Annotated in this window: 10 protein-coding genes, 2 pseudogenes and 1 riboswitch; of the genes and pseudogenes, 9 read left to right on the forward strand and 3 right to left on the reverse strand. The window is 52.8% G+C overall.

The features are described 5' to 3' along the window. Window position 1 precedes the first annotated feature (1 nt). Together ilvI and HOY33_RS13470 are read right to left on the reverse strand one after the other, a co-directional pair. Window positions 2–1,720 (reverse strand): acetolactate synthase 3 large subunit, encoded by a 1,719-nt coding sequence (gene ilvI, locus HOY33_RS13465; protein ID WP_172290732.1) that lies wholly within the window; start codon window positions 1,718–1,720, stop codon window positions 2–4. A gap of 268 nt (window positions 1,721–1,988) precedes the next feature. Next, window positions 1,989–3,794 (reverse strand): long-chain fatty acid--CoA ligase, encoded by a 1,806-nt coding sequence (locus tag HOY33_RS13470; protein ID WP_172290733.1) that lies wholly within the window; start codon window positions 3,792–3,794, stop codon window positions 1,989–1,991. A gap of 402 nt (window positions 3,795–4,196) precedes the next feature. Here HOY33_RS13470 and leuA point away from each other — a divergent pair, with 402 nt between their 5' ends. The 8 genes and pseudogenes from leuA (at window position 4,197) to HOY33_RS13515 (ending at window position 12,656) form a co-directional block, all read left to right on the forward strand. After that, window positions 4,197–5,777 (forward strand): 2-isopropylmalate synthase, encoded by a 1,581-nt coding sequence (gene leuA, locus HOY33_RS13480; RefSeq protein ID WP_172290734.1) that lies wholly within the window; start codon window positions 4,197–4,199, stop codon window positions 5,775–5,777. Beyond that, the gene (gene leuB, locus HOY33_RS13485) at window positions 5,777–6,868 is read left to right on the forward strand and encodes a 3-isopropylmalate dehydrogenase (RefSeq protein ID WP_172290735.1); all 1,092 of its coding nucleotides are present in this window, start codon (window positions 5,777–5,779) and stop codon (window positions 6,866–6,868) included. Before leuA ends, leuB begins: the two co-directional genes overlap by 1 nt. 2 nt (window positions 6,869–6,870) lie before the next feature. Beyond that, window positions 6,871–8,271 (forward strand): 3-isopropylmalate dehydratase large subunit, encoded by a 1,401-nt coding sequence (gene leuC / locus HOY33_RS13490; protein WP_172290736.1) that lies wholly within the window; start codon window positions 6,871–6,873, stop codon window positions 8,269–8,271. A gap of 13 nt (window positions 8,272–8,284) precedes the next feature. Beyond that, window positions 8,285–8,887, forward strand: a complete 603-nt coding sequence (leuD, locus tag HOY33_RS13495) for a 3-isopropylmalate dehydratase small subunit (protein WP_172290737.1) — start codon at window positions 8,285–8,287, stop codon at window positions 8,885–8,887. A gap of 497 nt (window positions 8,888–9,384) precedes the next feature. Beyond that, a complete protein-coding gene (locus tag HOY33_RS13500; RefSeq protein ID WP_172290738.1) occupies window positions 9,385–10,344 on the forward strand; it encodes a sugar-binding transcriptional regulator in 960 nt (319 codons plus the stop codon). Window positions 10,345–10,439: 95 nt separating this feature from the next. Continuing rightward, window positions 10,440–11,048 (forward strand): annotated as a pseudogene (locus HOY33_RS13505) (sorbitol-6-phosphate dehydrogenase subunit); the annotation flags it as partial. Beyond that, a pseudogene (locus tag HOY33_RS13510) lies at window positions 11,026–11,757 on the forward strand (zinc-binding dehydrogenase); the annotation flags it as partial. The pseudogenes HOY33_RS13505 and HOY33_RS13510, both read left to right, overlap by 23 nt. 65 nt (window positions 11,758–11,822) lie before the next feature. Further along, on the forward strand, window positions 11,823–12,656 hold the full coding sequence (locus tag HOY33_RS13515; RefSeq protein WP_172290741.1) for a shikimate 5-dehydrogenase: 834 nt from the start codon (window positions 11,823–11,825) through the stop codon (window positions 12,654–12,656). A gap of 240 nt (window positions 12,657–12,896) precedes the next feature. Here HOY33_RS13515 and sgrT read toward each other — a convergent pair whose 3' ends face one another. Further along, a complete protein-coding gene (gene sgrT / locus HOY33_RS13520) occupies window positions 12,897–13,061 on the reverse strand; it encodes a glucose uptake inhibitor SgrT (protein WP_172290742.1) in 165 nt (54 codons plus the stop codon). A gap of 90 nt (window positions 13,062–13,151) precedes the next feature. Here sgrT and sgrR point away from each other — a divergent pair, with 90 nt between their 5' ends. Then, window positions 13,152–14,810, forward strand: a complete 1,659-nt coding sequence (gene sgrR, locus HOY33_RS13525; protein WP_172290743.1) for an HTH-type transcriptional regulator SgrR — start codon at window positions 13,152–13,154, stop codon at window positions 14,808–14,810. A gap of 37 nt (window positions 14,811–14,847) precedes the next feature. Next, window positions 14,848–14,956, forward strand: a riboswitch (TPP riboswitch). Window positions 14,957–15,026: the final 70 nt, after the last annotated feature.

Below are 15,026 nucleotides of genomic sequence, written 5' to 3' on the forward strand. Positions count from 1 at the left end.
ATCAGGTTCTCTCCGTTTTGCTTAGCCACATTTCGTCCATCCCGCCGCCACGGATCTGCATGGGGTAAACATGCTCGCTGCTGTCAATGTTGACATCCACGAACACCAGTCGGTTTTTCTGCGCCAGCGCCTGCGCCAGCTTGCTTTCCAGTTCATCGGGGGTATCAATGGAAATGCCGACATGCCCGTAAGCCTCCGCCAGCTTGACGAAATCAGGCAGCGATTCCATATAGGAACTGGAATGGCGACCGGAATAAATCATGTCCTGCCACTGTTTGACCATGCCGAGGAAACGGTTATTCAGGTTAACCACCACGATGGGCAGGTTGTATTGCAACGCCGTAGAAAGCTCTTGAATATTCATCTGAATACTGCCGTCGCCCGTCACGCAAATCACGGTCTCTTCCGGCAACGCCAGCTTAATCCCCAGCGCGGCGGGCAGGCCGAATCCCATGGTGCCCAGGCCGCCGGAGTTGACCCAGCGGCGCGGTAAATCAAAAGGATAATAAAGCGCGGCAAACATCTGATGCTGACCGACGTCCGATGCGACATAAGCATTACCGCCAGTCAACTGATACAGCGTTTCGATTACCGCCTGCGGCTTGATCTTGTCGCCGTCCGTGCTGTATTTCAGGCATTGACGGGAGCGCCATTGTTCGATGTTCTGCCACCAGTCGCGCAACGCATCAAACTGTTGCGGCGCGCCATCCTGCGCCAGTAGCTCCAGCATCAGGGTTAATACCTGTTTGGCGTCGCCCACGATCGGAATATCGGCATTCACGGTTTTGGAGATCGAAGCCGGATCGATATCAATGTGCAATACGGTGGCGTCAGGGCAGTATTTCGCCAGATTATTGGTGGTGCGATCGTCAAAACGCACGCCGACGGCGAAAATCACATCGGCATTATGCATCGCCATATTGGCTTCATACGTACCATGCATGCCGAGCATTCCCAACGATTGACGATGCGTTCCCGGAAAGCCGCCCAATCCCATCAGTGAACTGGCTACCGGCAGATTGAGCTTTTCCGCCAGCGCCAGCAGTTGCTGATGACAACCTGAATTGATCACGCCGCCGCCGCTGTAGATAATCGGTTTTTCCGCCGCCAGCAGCGTTTGCAACGCGCGCCGAATCTGCCCTTTGTGTCCCTGTACCGTCGGGTTATAGGAACGCATGCTGACATGATCGGGGTAAGCATAAGGCAGTTTGTTGACGGGGTTCATCACATCTTTCGGTAAATCCACCACCACCGGGCCGGGACGGCCGCTGGATGCCAGATAAAAGGCTTTTTTCAGTATCGTCGGAACATCTTCCGCCTGTTTGACCAGAAAGCTGTGCTTGACGATGGGCCGGGAAATTCCCACCATGTCGCATTCCTGAAAGGCATCATAACCAATCAGCGATGTCGCAACCTGACCGGAGAGCACCACCATCGGAATCGAGTCCATATAAGCGGTGGCGATACCGGTAATGGCGTTGGTCGCGCCGGGGCCGGAGGTCACCAGCACCACGCCGACCTCGCCGGTCGCGCGCGCATAGCCATCGGCCATATGTACGGCGCCTTGCTCATGACGCACCAAAATATGTTCAATACCGCCAACCGTATGCAAGGCATCGTAAATATCCAGCACCGCACCGCCGGGATAACCGAATACATGTTTTACGCCCTGATCGATTAACGATCGGACCACCATCTCGGCGCCTGACAACATCTCCATGGGTTTGCCTCTTAATACAACAGGGTTTGAAATATAACCAATCAACATAACGTGAGATTATGACTCAGGCAAACGACAAAAAACCACCATGCCATACGGTTATCATGGGGAATACATCGTAGGCGGAACCAGAACTAAGATAAAACACCAAAAAGTGGCCTTTGCGCCTGAAGTATCTTCCACAAAAGCCATAAATTACGGCGCGAAATCTTGAGACTAAAAACCAACGCGCATCCTCAGACAAAACCATTTCCCGCCACGGACGTCATCATGAGTCAGAATACATGGCATCAATTTCCAACTGATAACGCTGATGAATCACCTTACGACGCAGCTTCAATGTTGGGGTCAACTCCCCTTCTTCCATCGAAAACGGCGCTGACAGCAAAGTGAACTTTTTCACCTGTTCAACGCGGGATAGCTCTTTTTGCATTTCGCGCAGGCGCTGTTCAAACATCTCGATAATATGGCTGTGACGCAGCAGTTCCATACGATCGTGATATTTCAAATTGGCGGAGCGGGCGTACTCTTCCAGCGCGTCAAAACAGGGAACGATCAGCGCCGACACGTATTTGCGCGCATCGGCAATCACCGCTACCTGCTCAATAAACCGATCCTGCCCCAGCGTGCCTTCCAGATGTTGCGGCGCGATGTATTTCCCGCCAGAGGTTTTCATCAGATCTTTCAGCCGCTCGGTAATAAACAAATTGCCCTGAGCATCCAACTCCCCGGCATCGCCGGTTTTTAGCCAGCCATCAGCGGTAAACGCTTCAGCCGTTTCCTGCGGACGATGGAAGTAACCGCGCATCACCGTCGCGCCACGCACCTGAATTTCATTATCCGCGCCGATCCGCACGTCAATTTCCGGTAAGGGCGTGCCAATCGAGCCAAGCCGGAAATTCTCTTCTTCCCAGCAGGACACCGTGGCGCAGGTTTCGGTCATGCCGTAACCATAGACAATGCGGATCCCCATCGACTGGAAAAACAGGATAATATTGTCATCCAGCCGGGCGCCGGCGGCGGGCAGGAATCTGACCTGTCCGCCCAGGAGCTGGCGCAATTTATCCAGCACCAGACGGTCGGCATAGCGGTGCATAAGGCGACGCAACGCGCCAGGTCGCTTACCGGCGCGGCGCAGCAGAAAAACCCGTTGCCCCTGCGCGATAGCCCAGTGAAATAACCGCTGGCGATACCAGGGCGCCTGAGCCACTTTTTCATGAATGGCGCTGTAAACTTTTTCATAGAAACGCGGAACGGCGCACATCGTGGTCGGTTTCACCGCCTGCATGGCCGCGCGCACCAGATTGGTATCGTTGAGATACACATTCTGCGCCCCGCTGTGCATGATGAAAAAGCTCCAGGCACGTTCAAACACGTGTGACAACGGCAAAAAGCACAGCGACGAGTCCGTCGCCGATACGCTCAAGCGCTCATCGTGCAGCTTAAGCTGCATCGCCATATTGGCGTAATCCAGCATGACCCCTTTAGGTTCACCCGTGGTGCCCGAGGTATAAATCAGCGTAAACAGATCGTTGAGATCGCGGCTGTCGATACGGCTTTGCAGCACATCCTGCCAGAACGCGTCTACCGCCTGAGTTTCAAACTCATGCAGCGTCACGGCAATATCACAACCGCGCAAATCCACGCCGTCATCCATAACAATGATATTGCGTAATTGAGGACAGGTTTCCCGTAATGCCAGCAGCGCGTCAAACTGCGCCTGGCCGCCGACAAAAATAGTGCGAATATCGGCATCATTAATAATAAATGCGGCCTGCGCCGGCGTGTTGGTCGCATAGATCGGGACGCTGATCGCACGCAGGTGCAACATCGCCAGATCGGCCAGCGACCAGTTCATCGAATTATGAGCGAAAATGGCGGCGCGCTCCTGCACATCCAGTCCCTGCGCCAACAGACCGCAGGCGATTCGCCGAATACGCCTGCCCGCCTGAGACCAGGTAAGCCGCTTTTCGCCGTCCGGCGTCCACTCTCGCAACGCTGCGCGGCCCGAACAACCTTCAACCTGCTGCTGTATCCGGTGTACTACATGGTATTGCTGTAAATGATTATTCATTTGCAAAAGACGACTCACAGAGAAAGTTAACCCGCGGGCTTCAGCGTACAGCTGTATATTATTTTGGCCGCAGTCTACTGATATGATAGGAAACCGCAACACTCTTTCTGAGCCAGGCAATGGCCGTTGATGGTTTAATTGACGCCAGTCACACTGAAATCAAGGGTTGACATAACCCTGCTAATCAAGTACCAATAGAGAAAGCAAATCAATTTCAGATGACGAGATATCATGTTCAACTTCTCTTTCCTACTAGGCCTACTACTAAACGCATCTACATTGCGCGGTAGGCTGGTGGACAGAATTCAGAACTGATTCGCACCATCCAAAAAAACCCGCGCCAATGCGCGGGTTTTTTTTTACTCGCCGGGCGCTAAGTAAATACGATAAGGAATCAAGCCGATGAGCCAGCAAGTTATTATTTTCGATACCACATTACGTGACGGTGAACAGGCTTTGCAGGCCAGTCTGAGTGTGAAAGAGAAACTTCAGATTGCACAAGCCCTGGAAAGAATGGGTGTTGACGTAATGGAAGTTGGCTTTCCGGTGTCCTCGCCCGGTGATTTTGAATCCGTACAGACCATTGCCCGCCAAATCAAAAATAGTCGCGTTTGCGGTCTGGCCCGCTGTGTGGACAAGGATATTGACGTCGCCGCCGAAGCATTGCGGGTCGCCGAGGCGTTCCGCATCCACGTATTTCTGGCGACCTCTACGCTGCATATTGAATCCAAACTGCGCCTGTCTTTTGAGCAGGTGGTGGAGAAAGCGATTCATTCCGTAAAACGCGCCCGCAATTATACTGACGACGTTGAATTCTCATGTGAAGACGCCGGCCGCACGCCCATTGATAATCTGTGCCGCATTGTTGAAGCGGCGATTGATGCCGGCGCGCGCACCATCAACATTCCAGACACCGTTGGCTACACCACTCCGGTTCAGTTCGGCGGCATCATCTCTACCCTGTACGACCGGGTGCCCAACATCGATAAAGCCATTATCTCCGTACACTGCCACGACGATTTGGGCATGGCCGTCGGTAACTCCATTGCCGCGGTTCAAGCCGGCGCGCGTCAGGTTGAAGGAACGCTGAACGGTATCGGCGAACGTGCCGGCAACTGTTCGCTGGAAGAAGTGATCATGGCGATCAAAACCCGTCCGGATATCCTGAAGGTACACACCAATATCAACCATCAGGAAATTTACCGCACCAGCCAACTGGTCAGCCAGATTTGCAACATGCCGATCCCGGCCAACAAGGCGATCGTCGGTTCAAACGCTTTCGCCCACTCTTCCGGCATCCACCAGGACGGCGTACTGAAAAACCGCCAGAATTATGAGATCATGACGCCGGAATCCATCGGTCTGAAAGAAGTCCAGTTGAACCTGACCTCCCGCTCCGGCCGCGCGGCCGTGAAGCACCGTATGGAAGAGATGGGTTATCAGGATAGCGACTATAATCTGGATAACCTGTACACCGCCTTCCTGAAGCTGGCCGACAAAAAAGGTCAGGTCTTCGATTATGATTTGGAAGCGTTGGCCTTTATCAACAATAAGCAAGAAGAGGCCGATTTCTATCGTCTGGACTATTTCAGCGTACAGTCCGGTTCCAGCGTCATGGCGACCGCCTCGGTCAAACTGGTCTGCGGCGATGAAACCCAGTCTGAAGCCGCTACCGGCAATGGCCCGGTTGACGCAGTTTATCAGGCCATTAACCGCATTACCGGCTACCAGATTTCGCTGGTCAAATATCAACTGACCGCCAAAGGGCAAGGCAGAGATGCGCTGGGTCAGGTTGATATCGTGGCGGATTATCAGGGCCGCCGTTTCCACGGCATCGGTCTGGCGACGGATATCGTCGAATCGTCCGCCCAGGCGATGGTAAATGTCCTGAACAACATCAAACGCGCTCAGCAGGTAGAAAAAGAAATTCAGCGTCTGCAACAGCACAACAGTAAACAACAAAATAGTCAGGAAACAGTGTGATGACAAAGAGTTACCATATCGCCGTCTTACCCGGAGACGGTATTGGCCCGGAAGTAATGGCACAGGCTCACAAAGTATTGGAAGCGGTGCGTCAACGCTTCGGCCTGCGGATCACCACCAGCGAATACGATGTGGGCGGCATAGCAATCGACCGTCAGGGTACGCCGCTGCCGCCGGCAACCGTTGCCGGATGCGAGCAGGCTGACGCGATCCTGTTCGGCTCCGTGGGTGGTCCGAAATGGGTAAACCTGCCCCCGGACGAACAACCGGAACGCGGCGCCTTACTGCCGCTGCGTAAACATTTCCGCCTGTTCAGCAACCTGCGTCCGGCGCGTCTGTATCAGGGTCTGGAAGCATTCTGCCCGCTGCGCAGCGATATCGCCGCCAAAGGCTTCGATATTCTGTGCGTTCGTGAGCTGACCGGCGGTATCTATTTCGGTCAGCCGAAAGGCCGTGAAGGCAGCGGTCAATATGAACGTGCATTCGATACCGAGGTTTATCACCGTTTTGAGATTGAACGCATTGCGCATATCGCGTTTGAATCAGCGCGCAAACGTCGCGGCGTCGTCACCTCTATTGATAAGGCCAACGTTCTGCAAAGCTCCATCCTGTGGCGTGAAATCGTCAGTGAAGTCGCCCAGGCCTACCCGGACGTGAAGCTGTCTCACCTGTACATCGACAACGCCACCATGCAGTTGATTAAAGATCCCTCCCAGTTTGATGTCATGCTGTGCTCCAACCTGTTCGGCGACATTCTGTCCGACGAATGCGCCATGATCACCGGCTCGATGGGGATGCTGCCGTCCGCCAGCCTGAACGAACAGGGGTTTGGCCTGTATGAACCGGCAGGCGGTTCCGCACCGGATATCGCCGGCAAAAACATCGCCAACCCGATTGCCCAGATCTTATCGCTGGCGCTGCTGTTACGTTACAGTTTGGGCGCCGATGACGCGGCGGACGCCATTGAAAAAGCGGTGAACACCGCATTGGCCGAAGGCTATCGCACCTCGGATCTGGCCAGTGAAGGCAGCGCCGTCGGTACGGATGAGATGGGCGATATTATTGCCCGGTTTGTAGCGCAAGGGGCATAACCATGAGTAAGACGTTATATCAAAAATTATTCGATGCGCACGTCGTTTATGAAGCGCCGAATGAAACGCCTCTGCTGTACATCGATCGCCACCTGGTGCATGAAGTGACCTCTCCTCAGGCTTTTGACGGCCTGCGGGCGAAAGGACGTCAGGTTCGTCAGCCGGGTAAAACGTTCGCCACCATGGATCACAACGTTTCCACTCAGACCAAAGATATTAATGCCTGTGGCGACATGGCGCGTATTCAGATGCAGGAGCTGATCAAGAACTGTGCTGAATTCGGCGTACAGCTGTATGACCTGAACCATCCGTTTCAGGGCATCGTCCATGTTATCGGCCCCGAACAGGGCATGACGCTGCCGGGCATGACCATCGTCTGCGGCGATTCCCACACCGCGACGCACGGCGCGTTCGGCTCGCTGGCTTTTGGTATCGGCACATCGGAAGTCGAACATGTTCTGGCGACGCAAACCCTGAAACAGGGCCGCGCCAAAACCATGAAGATCGAAGTGACCGGCGACGCCGCGCCGGGCATTACCGCCAAAGATATCGTGCTGGCGATTATCGGTAAAACCGGCAGCGCGGGCGGCACCGGACACGTGGTTGAATTCTGTGGCAAAGCCATTCGGGCCTTAAGTATGGAAGGCCGCATGACGCTGTGCAACATGGCGATTGAAATGGGCGCCAAAGCCGGACTGGTCGCGCCGGATGAAACCACATTCAGTTACCTGAAAGGCCGCCAGTTCGCTCCGAAAGGCGCCGACTGGGACGCCGGCGTCGCTTACTGGAGCACGCTGAAGTCCGACGACGATGCCCGCTTCGATAGCGTCGTCACGCTGGACGCCGCCGATATTGCGCCGCAGGTAACCTGGGGCACCAATCCCGGTCAGGTGATTGCCGTTAATCAGGTTATTCCGTCACCGGAATCCTTCAGCGATCCGGTCGAACGCGCTTCGGCCGCCAAGGCGCTGGCGTATATGGATTTGCAACCCGGCATCAAACTGACCGACGTGGCGATCGATAAAGTGTTCATCGGTTCCTGCACCAACTCGCGGATTGAAGATTTGCGGGCGGCGGCCGAGGTTGCCAAAGGACGCAAGGTCGCCAGCGGCGTACAGGCCATCGTAGTGCCAGGTTCCGGTCCGGTCAAAACCATGGCCGAACTGGAAGGGCTGGATAAGGTATTTATCGAAGCCGGCTTCGAATGGCGCTTACCCGGCTGTTCCATGTGTCTGGCGATGAACAACGACCGTCTGAATCCCGGCGAACGCTGCGCGTCCACCAGCAACCGTAATTTTGAAGGCCGTCAGGGCCGTGCCGGGCGCACGCATCTGGTCAGTCCGGCAATGGCCGCCGCCGCCGCCGTCACCGGCCGTTTTGCCGATATTCGCGAGTTGAATTAAGAGAGAAACCGACATGACTAAATTTATCCAACATACCGGTCTGGTGGTTCCTCTGGATGCCGCTAACGTTGATACCGACGCAATTATTCCCAAGCAGTTTCTGCAAAAGGTGACGCGTACCGGTTTCGGTCAGCACCTGTTCAACGACTGGCGTTTTCTGGACGAGTCCGGTCAGCAGCCCAACCCTGATTTTGTGCTGAATAAGCCACGCTATAAGGGCGCCAGCATTCTGCTGGCCCGCGAAAACTTCGGTTGTGGTTCTTCACGCGAACATGCGCCGTGGGCGCTGACCGATTACGGTTTCAAAGTGGTGATTGCGCCGAGCTTTGCCGATATTTTTTACGGTAACTCGTTCAACAACCAATTGCTGCCCGTTACGCTCAGCGAAACGGATATTGATACGTTGTTTAAGCTGGTCGACAGCCAGGAAGGCATTACCTTCACGGTCGATCTGGAAAACCAGACCGTGCTGGCAGGCGATATCAGCTATCCGTTTGAAATCGACAGCTTCCGCCGTCACTGCATGATCAACGGGCTGGACAGCATCGGTCTGACGTTGCAGCACGAAGCATCTATTTCTGATTACGAAAAGAATCAACCCTCGTTTCTGCGTTAATCGCCCGGTTATATGCCGATAACACGTTAAGTGCGCTATCGGTGTGATACAACATCATCAAAACCCAGCGTTTTTTACAAAAACGTTGGGTTTTTTAATTGGCATTATTCCTGGCGTTTAAGTTTCGGGTGATACAGGTATCACCAAGTCGTTATCAAATTCGGCTTCATCTCTTCCCTATACCATTCATTCCTTTGCACAAATGTGCAATTTTCTATTTATCTACAAAAATAAAACTGTGACATACTGCTGATTTCCGCTCACTCGTGCAAAATAAATCGGATACAACAAAAGTAAGTTCTATCAAGGATATAGCCTTTAATGCACAACTGTGCATTATTTTATGCTTAAATAATGCAACAAAACGAGAATTAACACCAATAAACGCACGATTATTGCCGGGCCGCATTTTGACAAGGGCATATGAAAATGATTATATCAGGCTAGGACTAGATTAATCTCATTTGCACATTTGTGCAGGAACGCTGGGGTAATAAATGACTAATAACGATGAACTGCGTTTACTTATCAAAGTTGCCCAGATGTATTATGAGCAAGATCTGACACAATCACAGATCGCTAAATCACTCGGTATTTATCGCACTACCATTAGTCGGATGCTGAAAAAAATCCGCCAGCAGGGCATCGTAACCATTGCCATTAATTACCAGTTCAATGAAACCTTGCTATTGGAACAGCAGTTAAAAAAACGTTTCGAGCTAAAAGAAGCCATCATCTCCCCAGTCAATGCCGAGTCGCCGATGCAGGAGCAACTCGACAGCATGGGTTCGCTATGCGCCAACTTCCTCAATAGCATTATTGAAGACCGCGATGTGATTGGTTTCTCCTGGGGCAGTGCGTTATCGGCCGTCGTAGAACAAATGGCCGAAGGCTGCGGCAAAAAAAACGTCACCTGCGTGCCGATGGTCGGTGGCCCTTCCGGCAAACTGGAAAGCCGTTACCACGTCAATACCATCGTTTACACCGCGGCAAGCAAGATGCACGCGGAATCAAAACTTATTGATTTCCCAGCCATCCTTGAACAAAAAATGATTCGCGACGGGATTATGGAATCACAGCATTACCTTTCTATTTCAGAATATTGGAACAAGTTGGACATTGCCGTTTTTGGCATCGGCTCACCCAACATTAGCGGACACTCTGTCTGGCGAGCCTTTTATGGTAACGATGTCATTGAACACTTTAATACCGCACTGGTCGCAGGGGATATTTGCTCCCGCTTTTATGACGCGACCGGAAACAGCGTAGAAACGTATTTTTCCGAAAAAACCATTAATATTACGCTGGATAAAATTAAACGCGCCAATTACGCCATTGGCGTAGCACATTCTTATGAGAAGCTGTCCGGTATTATCGGCGCCATTAACGGCGGCTATATTAATTGTCTGGTGACGACCAAGGATACTGCGGAAAAATTGCTGGCGATGGCCCCATAGCCTAATAACAGGAAAATACGTTTAAAAAAATGGTTATCCACCATTTACGGCCTCCCCTTGCCCAAAAACAGCCAACCAACAATGAGGAGAAAAATATGCAGGACTGGTTAAATATCAAAAATAAAGTGATCGTCGTTACCGGGAGCGCATCCGGTATCGGCAAAGCGATTGTGGAAGAATTGCTGGCAAATGGCGCACAGGTGCAATTGGCTGACATCAATGCCGTTGAAGGAGAATTACCGCACCACTCGAAATTGCAGTTTATCAAAACCGATATTACCGATCGTTATAGCGTCGCCGCTATGGTCAATCATACGCTGGAAACCCATGGACGTATTGATGCGCTAGTGAATAATGCCGGTATAAATCTACCACGACTGCTGGTCGATCCCGCGCAGGAAGACGGCCATTATGAACTCAATGACGACGCCTTCGAGAAGATGGTCAACGTCAACCAGAAAGGCGTGTATCTGATGTCGCAAGCGGTGGCGAGAATCATGGTGAAACAGAGCCGCGGCGTCATCGTCAATATCTCGTCGGAAAGCGGACTGGAAGGATCCGAAGGCCAGAGTTGCTACGCAGCAACTAAAGCCGCCATGTACAGCTTTACCCGATCCTGGGCTAAAGAGCTGGGTAAGCACGGTATTCGCGTGGTCGGTGTCGCACCGGGCATTCTGGAAAAAACCGGGAGGAAATCTGCTGATTCTGGGGGGCACAGGACCAATGGGACTGCTGGCGATCGACTATGCGCTGCACGGCCCGATCCAGCCACGGCGTCTGGTGGTAACCGATCGTCATGAAGAAAAAATCCGTTATGCCGAACATCTGTATCCCGCCGATAATGATACACAGGTGAACTACATTAACGTGAAAACCTTAACGGACCAGCGCAGTTATCTGCTTGGCTTGACCGAGGGCGCAGGCTATGACGATATCTTCGTCTTCGTGCCGTCTGAAGAATTGGTCACCCTCGCCTCCTCACTGCTGGCGCCGGACGGCTGTATGAATTTCTTCGCCGGGCCGCAGGACAAATCATTCAGCGCGCCCATTAACTTTTACGATATGCACTACGCCTTTACCCATTATGTCGGCACATCCGGCGGCAATACCGAAGATATGCGTACCGCGGTGCGACTGATTGAGGACAAAAAGATCGATGTCAGCAAAGTTGTTTCTCATATACTTGGTCTGAATGCTGCGGCAGAAACCACACTGAACCTTCCACAAATCATTGGCGGAAAAAAGATGGTCTATACCGGGAAATCGCTTCCGTTGCTTAGCCTGGGTACGTTAACGCAGGAACCACAGGAAACGGAATTTACCCGCAAGTTGCAAAGGTTGCTGCGTGAAAATAACGGCCTGTGGTCAAAGGCCGCGGAAGATTTTGTGCTTAATCAGGCACCGGCCATCTGAATCCGCTGCTATTGGGCGTAGGCTGAAAGACGTAGATTCTTGTAAATGTACTAAGGATAATCCTCATGGGTCATGAAATTAACAAAGATACTCAACTGTGCATGTCATTGTCGGGACGTCCCGGCAATTTCGGTACCCGTTTCCATAACTACCTGTATCAAGAACTGGGCCTGAATTTTATCTACAAGGCCTTTACCACCAAGGATATACAGGCGGCGGTAGGCGGCGTGCGGGCATTAGGGATCCGCGGTTGCGCCGTTTCCATGCCGTTCAAAGAGATTTGTATCCCTTTTTTAGACCAGTTGGATACCTCCGCCGCAGTTATTGAATCGGTAAACACCATCGTCAATGACGACGGTTTCCTTCGAGCCTACAACACCGACTATATCGCCATCGCAAAACTATTGGATCAATACCAGGTGTCGCCAGCGACAACCTTTGCTCTACGCGGCAGCGGCGGCATGGCAAAGGCGGTCACCGCGGCGCTGCACGATGCGGGATTCAAAAATGGATATCTCATTGCCCGTAACGAGGCTTCAGGCAAAGCGCTGGCGTCACAGTATGGTTATACATGGCAACCCGAGGTGGGTGATTTACCCGCGGAGATGATAATAAACGTGACGCCTATCGGTATGGCGGGGGGCGCTGAATCCGAACAGTTGGCGTTTGAACCCGCTATCATTGATGCTGCGAAAATCGTGTTCGACGTGGTGGCTTTGCCAGCGGAAACCCCCTTGATCCGTTACGGACGGCAAAAAGGCAAGCAGGTGATTACCGGTGCGGAAGTGATCGTGCTACAGGCGCTGGAACAGTTTGTATTATACACCGGCGTACGTCCAACCGACGATCAGCTCACCCGAGCCGCAGCCTATGCGCGTGGGGAAGACGTTATCAAGTAGGGCGGCGGGATTGCTGTCGATTCCGCCATAACTTCGTTGGTTTGGCGCTACCGTTGCGTAATACCCCGCATCAAGACAAGTTAAGCAACTGTAGCGGTTGCTTAACGACAGCAACGCATTGGATACGTATTGCCGCTGACGGCGCTTTATTGAATAAGCATAAAAAAAGCCAGCGGAAAGTTTCGCTGGCTGGTGAAATGCACCATTACTCAGAATTTTTCAGTTGTCCGTGCCGTGCCGCTATATCCAGTGACGGTATTCCTCTTCCGACATTTCCGCTATTTGCCACTGGGTCGCCTGTTGCAATAACGCCATCCGCTGCTGAGCAGACATCCAACGCAGCCATTTCGCCTGACACGTCGAGAGATAGACCTGATAAAACCGATACAATGTTGAGATTGTCATAAGTCACCTCCACGCTTTCATTATGGGAAAGTATCGACGTAATATAGGGAAAGATAAATTGATGACTTTAGCGTGTGGAGTTCCTCTTTTATGTCTTCCAATCGTCTGCAACAGCAGTTCATCCGCCTATGGCAACGCTTTCAGGGACAGACAACAGAAACGACGCTACAAGAACTGGCGGGCGTATTAAGTTGCTCACGTCGCCATATCCGCTCACTACTGGGCGCCATGCAGCAGCAGGGCTGGCTTATCTGGCAGGCGGAAGCGGGGCGCGGAAAACGATCGCAGCTCACCTTTATCTACACCGGGCTGGCGCTGCAACAGCAGCGGGCTGAAGACTTACTGGAGCAGGATCGCATCGATCAACTGGTACAACTGGTGGGTGATAAAGAAACCGTGCGCCAAATGCTGCTGGCGCATCTGGGCCGCAGTTTCCGGCAAGGGAAACATATTCTGCGTATTCTTTATTATCGTCCGCTGCGTAATCTGTTGCCGGGTTCAGCCCTCCGGCGCTCGGAAATGCACATTGCCCGGCAAATTTTCAGCGGACTGACCAATATAAATGAGGAAAATGGGGAACTAAAACCCGATTTGGCGCATCACTGGCAAAGGCTGGAACCGCTGCGCTGGCGATTCTATTTACGCCCTTCCATTCGTTTTCACCACGGGCGGGAACTGACGATGGACGATGTCATCAGTTCGCTTACCCGGCTGACCACCATGCCATTGTTTGCCCATATCGAAAAAGTCACCTCGCCAATGCCTTTTGTGATTGATGTGCAACTGAGCAGCGCCGATTATTGGCTACCGTGGCTGCTCGGCAGCGTGCCGGCCATGATCCTGCCGCAGGAATGGCAAACCCTCCCCGATTTTGCCAGACGCCCCATCGGCACCGGCCCTTACGCGGTGGTGTACAATAACAACAGTCAACTGAAGATAAGCGCCTTTGACGACTATTTCGGTTACCGGGCGCTGATTGATGAAGTCAATATCTGGGTACTCCCCGATGCCTCAGATGAGGTGCCGGTCTCGGTACAGCTCCAGTCGGATGACTCCGCCTATGACAAGCAGGAAAGCCGAATGGAAGAAGGCTGCTATTTTCTGCTGTTTGATCAGCGTTCTCCGCTCGCCGCTAAACCGGAAATTCGCCGCTGGCTCTGGCAAATCCTCAATCCTATCGCCTTGCTCAGCCGTGCCGGTACCCCTCATCAGCGAGACTGGTCACCCGCCTACAGCCTGCTGCCGCGCTGGCATCACCATCAGCAGGGCGAGCCGTTGCCGATGCCCCCGGGACTTAGGCAAATCACGCTGACGTTTTATCAGGAGCACCCCGAATACCAGATATTGAGTGACATCATGTCCAGACTGCTGGCGGAGCATGGCGTGAAACTGCATGTTCAAACCGTCAGCTACGAGTCTTGGTATCAGGGCGACGCCGAGAGCGATATCTGGCTCAGTAGCGCCAACTGCTACTTGCCGTTGGAGTTTTCGCTGTTCGCCATGCTGTACGAACTGCCGCTGCTGCAACACTGCCTGAGCGAAGATCTGCATTATGATGCCAGCCTGTGGCGCAGCAAAGCGCTGCCAATGGCGGAGTGGTGCGAAAAACTGGTCAGCAGTGGTCAGATGCACCCACTGCTGCATCATTGGCTGCAACTTCAGGGACAACGCAGTATGCGAGGTGTCCGCATGAACACTCTCGGCTGGTTTGACTTCAAATCCGCCTGGTTCGCGCCGCCGGAAAACTGAGAACCTTTCGCTACCCGCCGGAACGCTCTACAATAGGCCGTTCTCAACGGGGTGCGGAAAACGTTTGACGCGTTTTTTCGCTGAGAAAACACCCGTCGAACCTGATCCGGCTAATACCGGCGAAGGGATTTGAGAGTGTTCTCCGCTGACTCAAAGTCCTTTGCCACCCCATGATCCTCAGGAGTGCAAAGTGTTAAATACGTCATTATTAAAACA

Source organism: Brenneria sp. hezel4-2-4 (assembly GCF_013155275.1).
GTDB lineage: Bacteria > Pseudomonadota > Gammaproteobacteria > Enterobacterales > Enterobacteriaceae > Brenneria.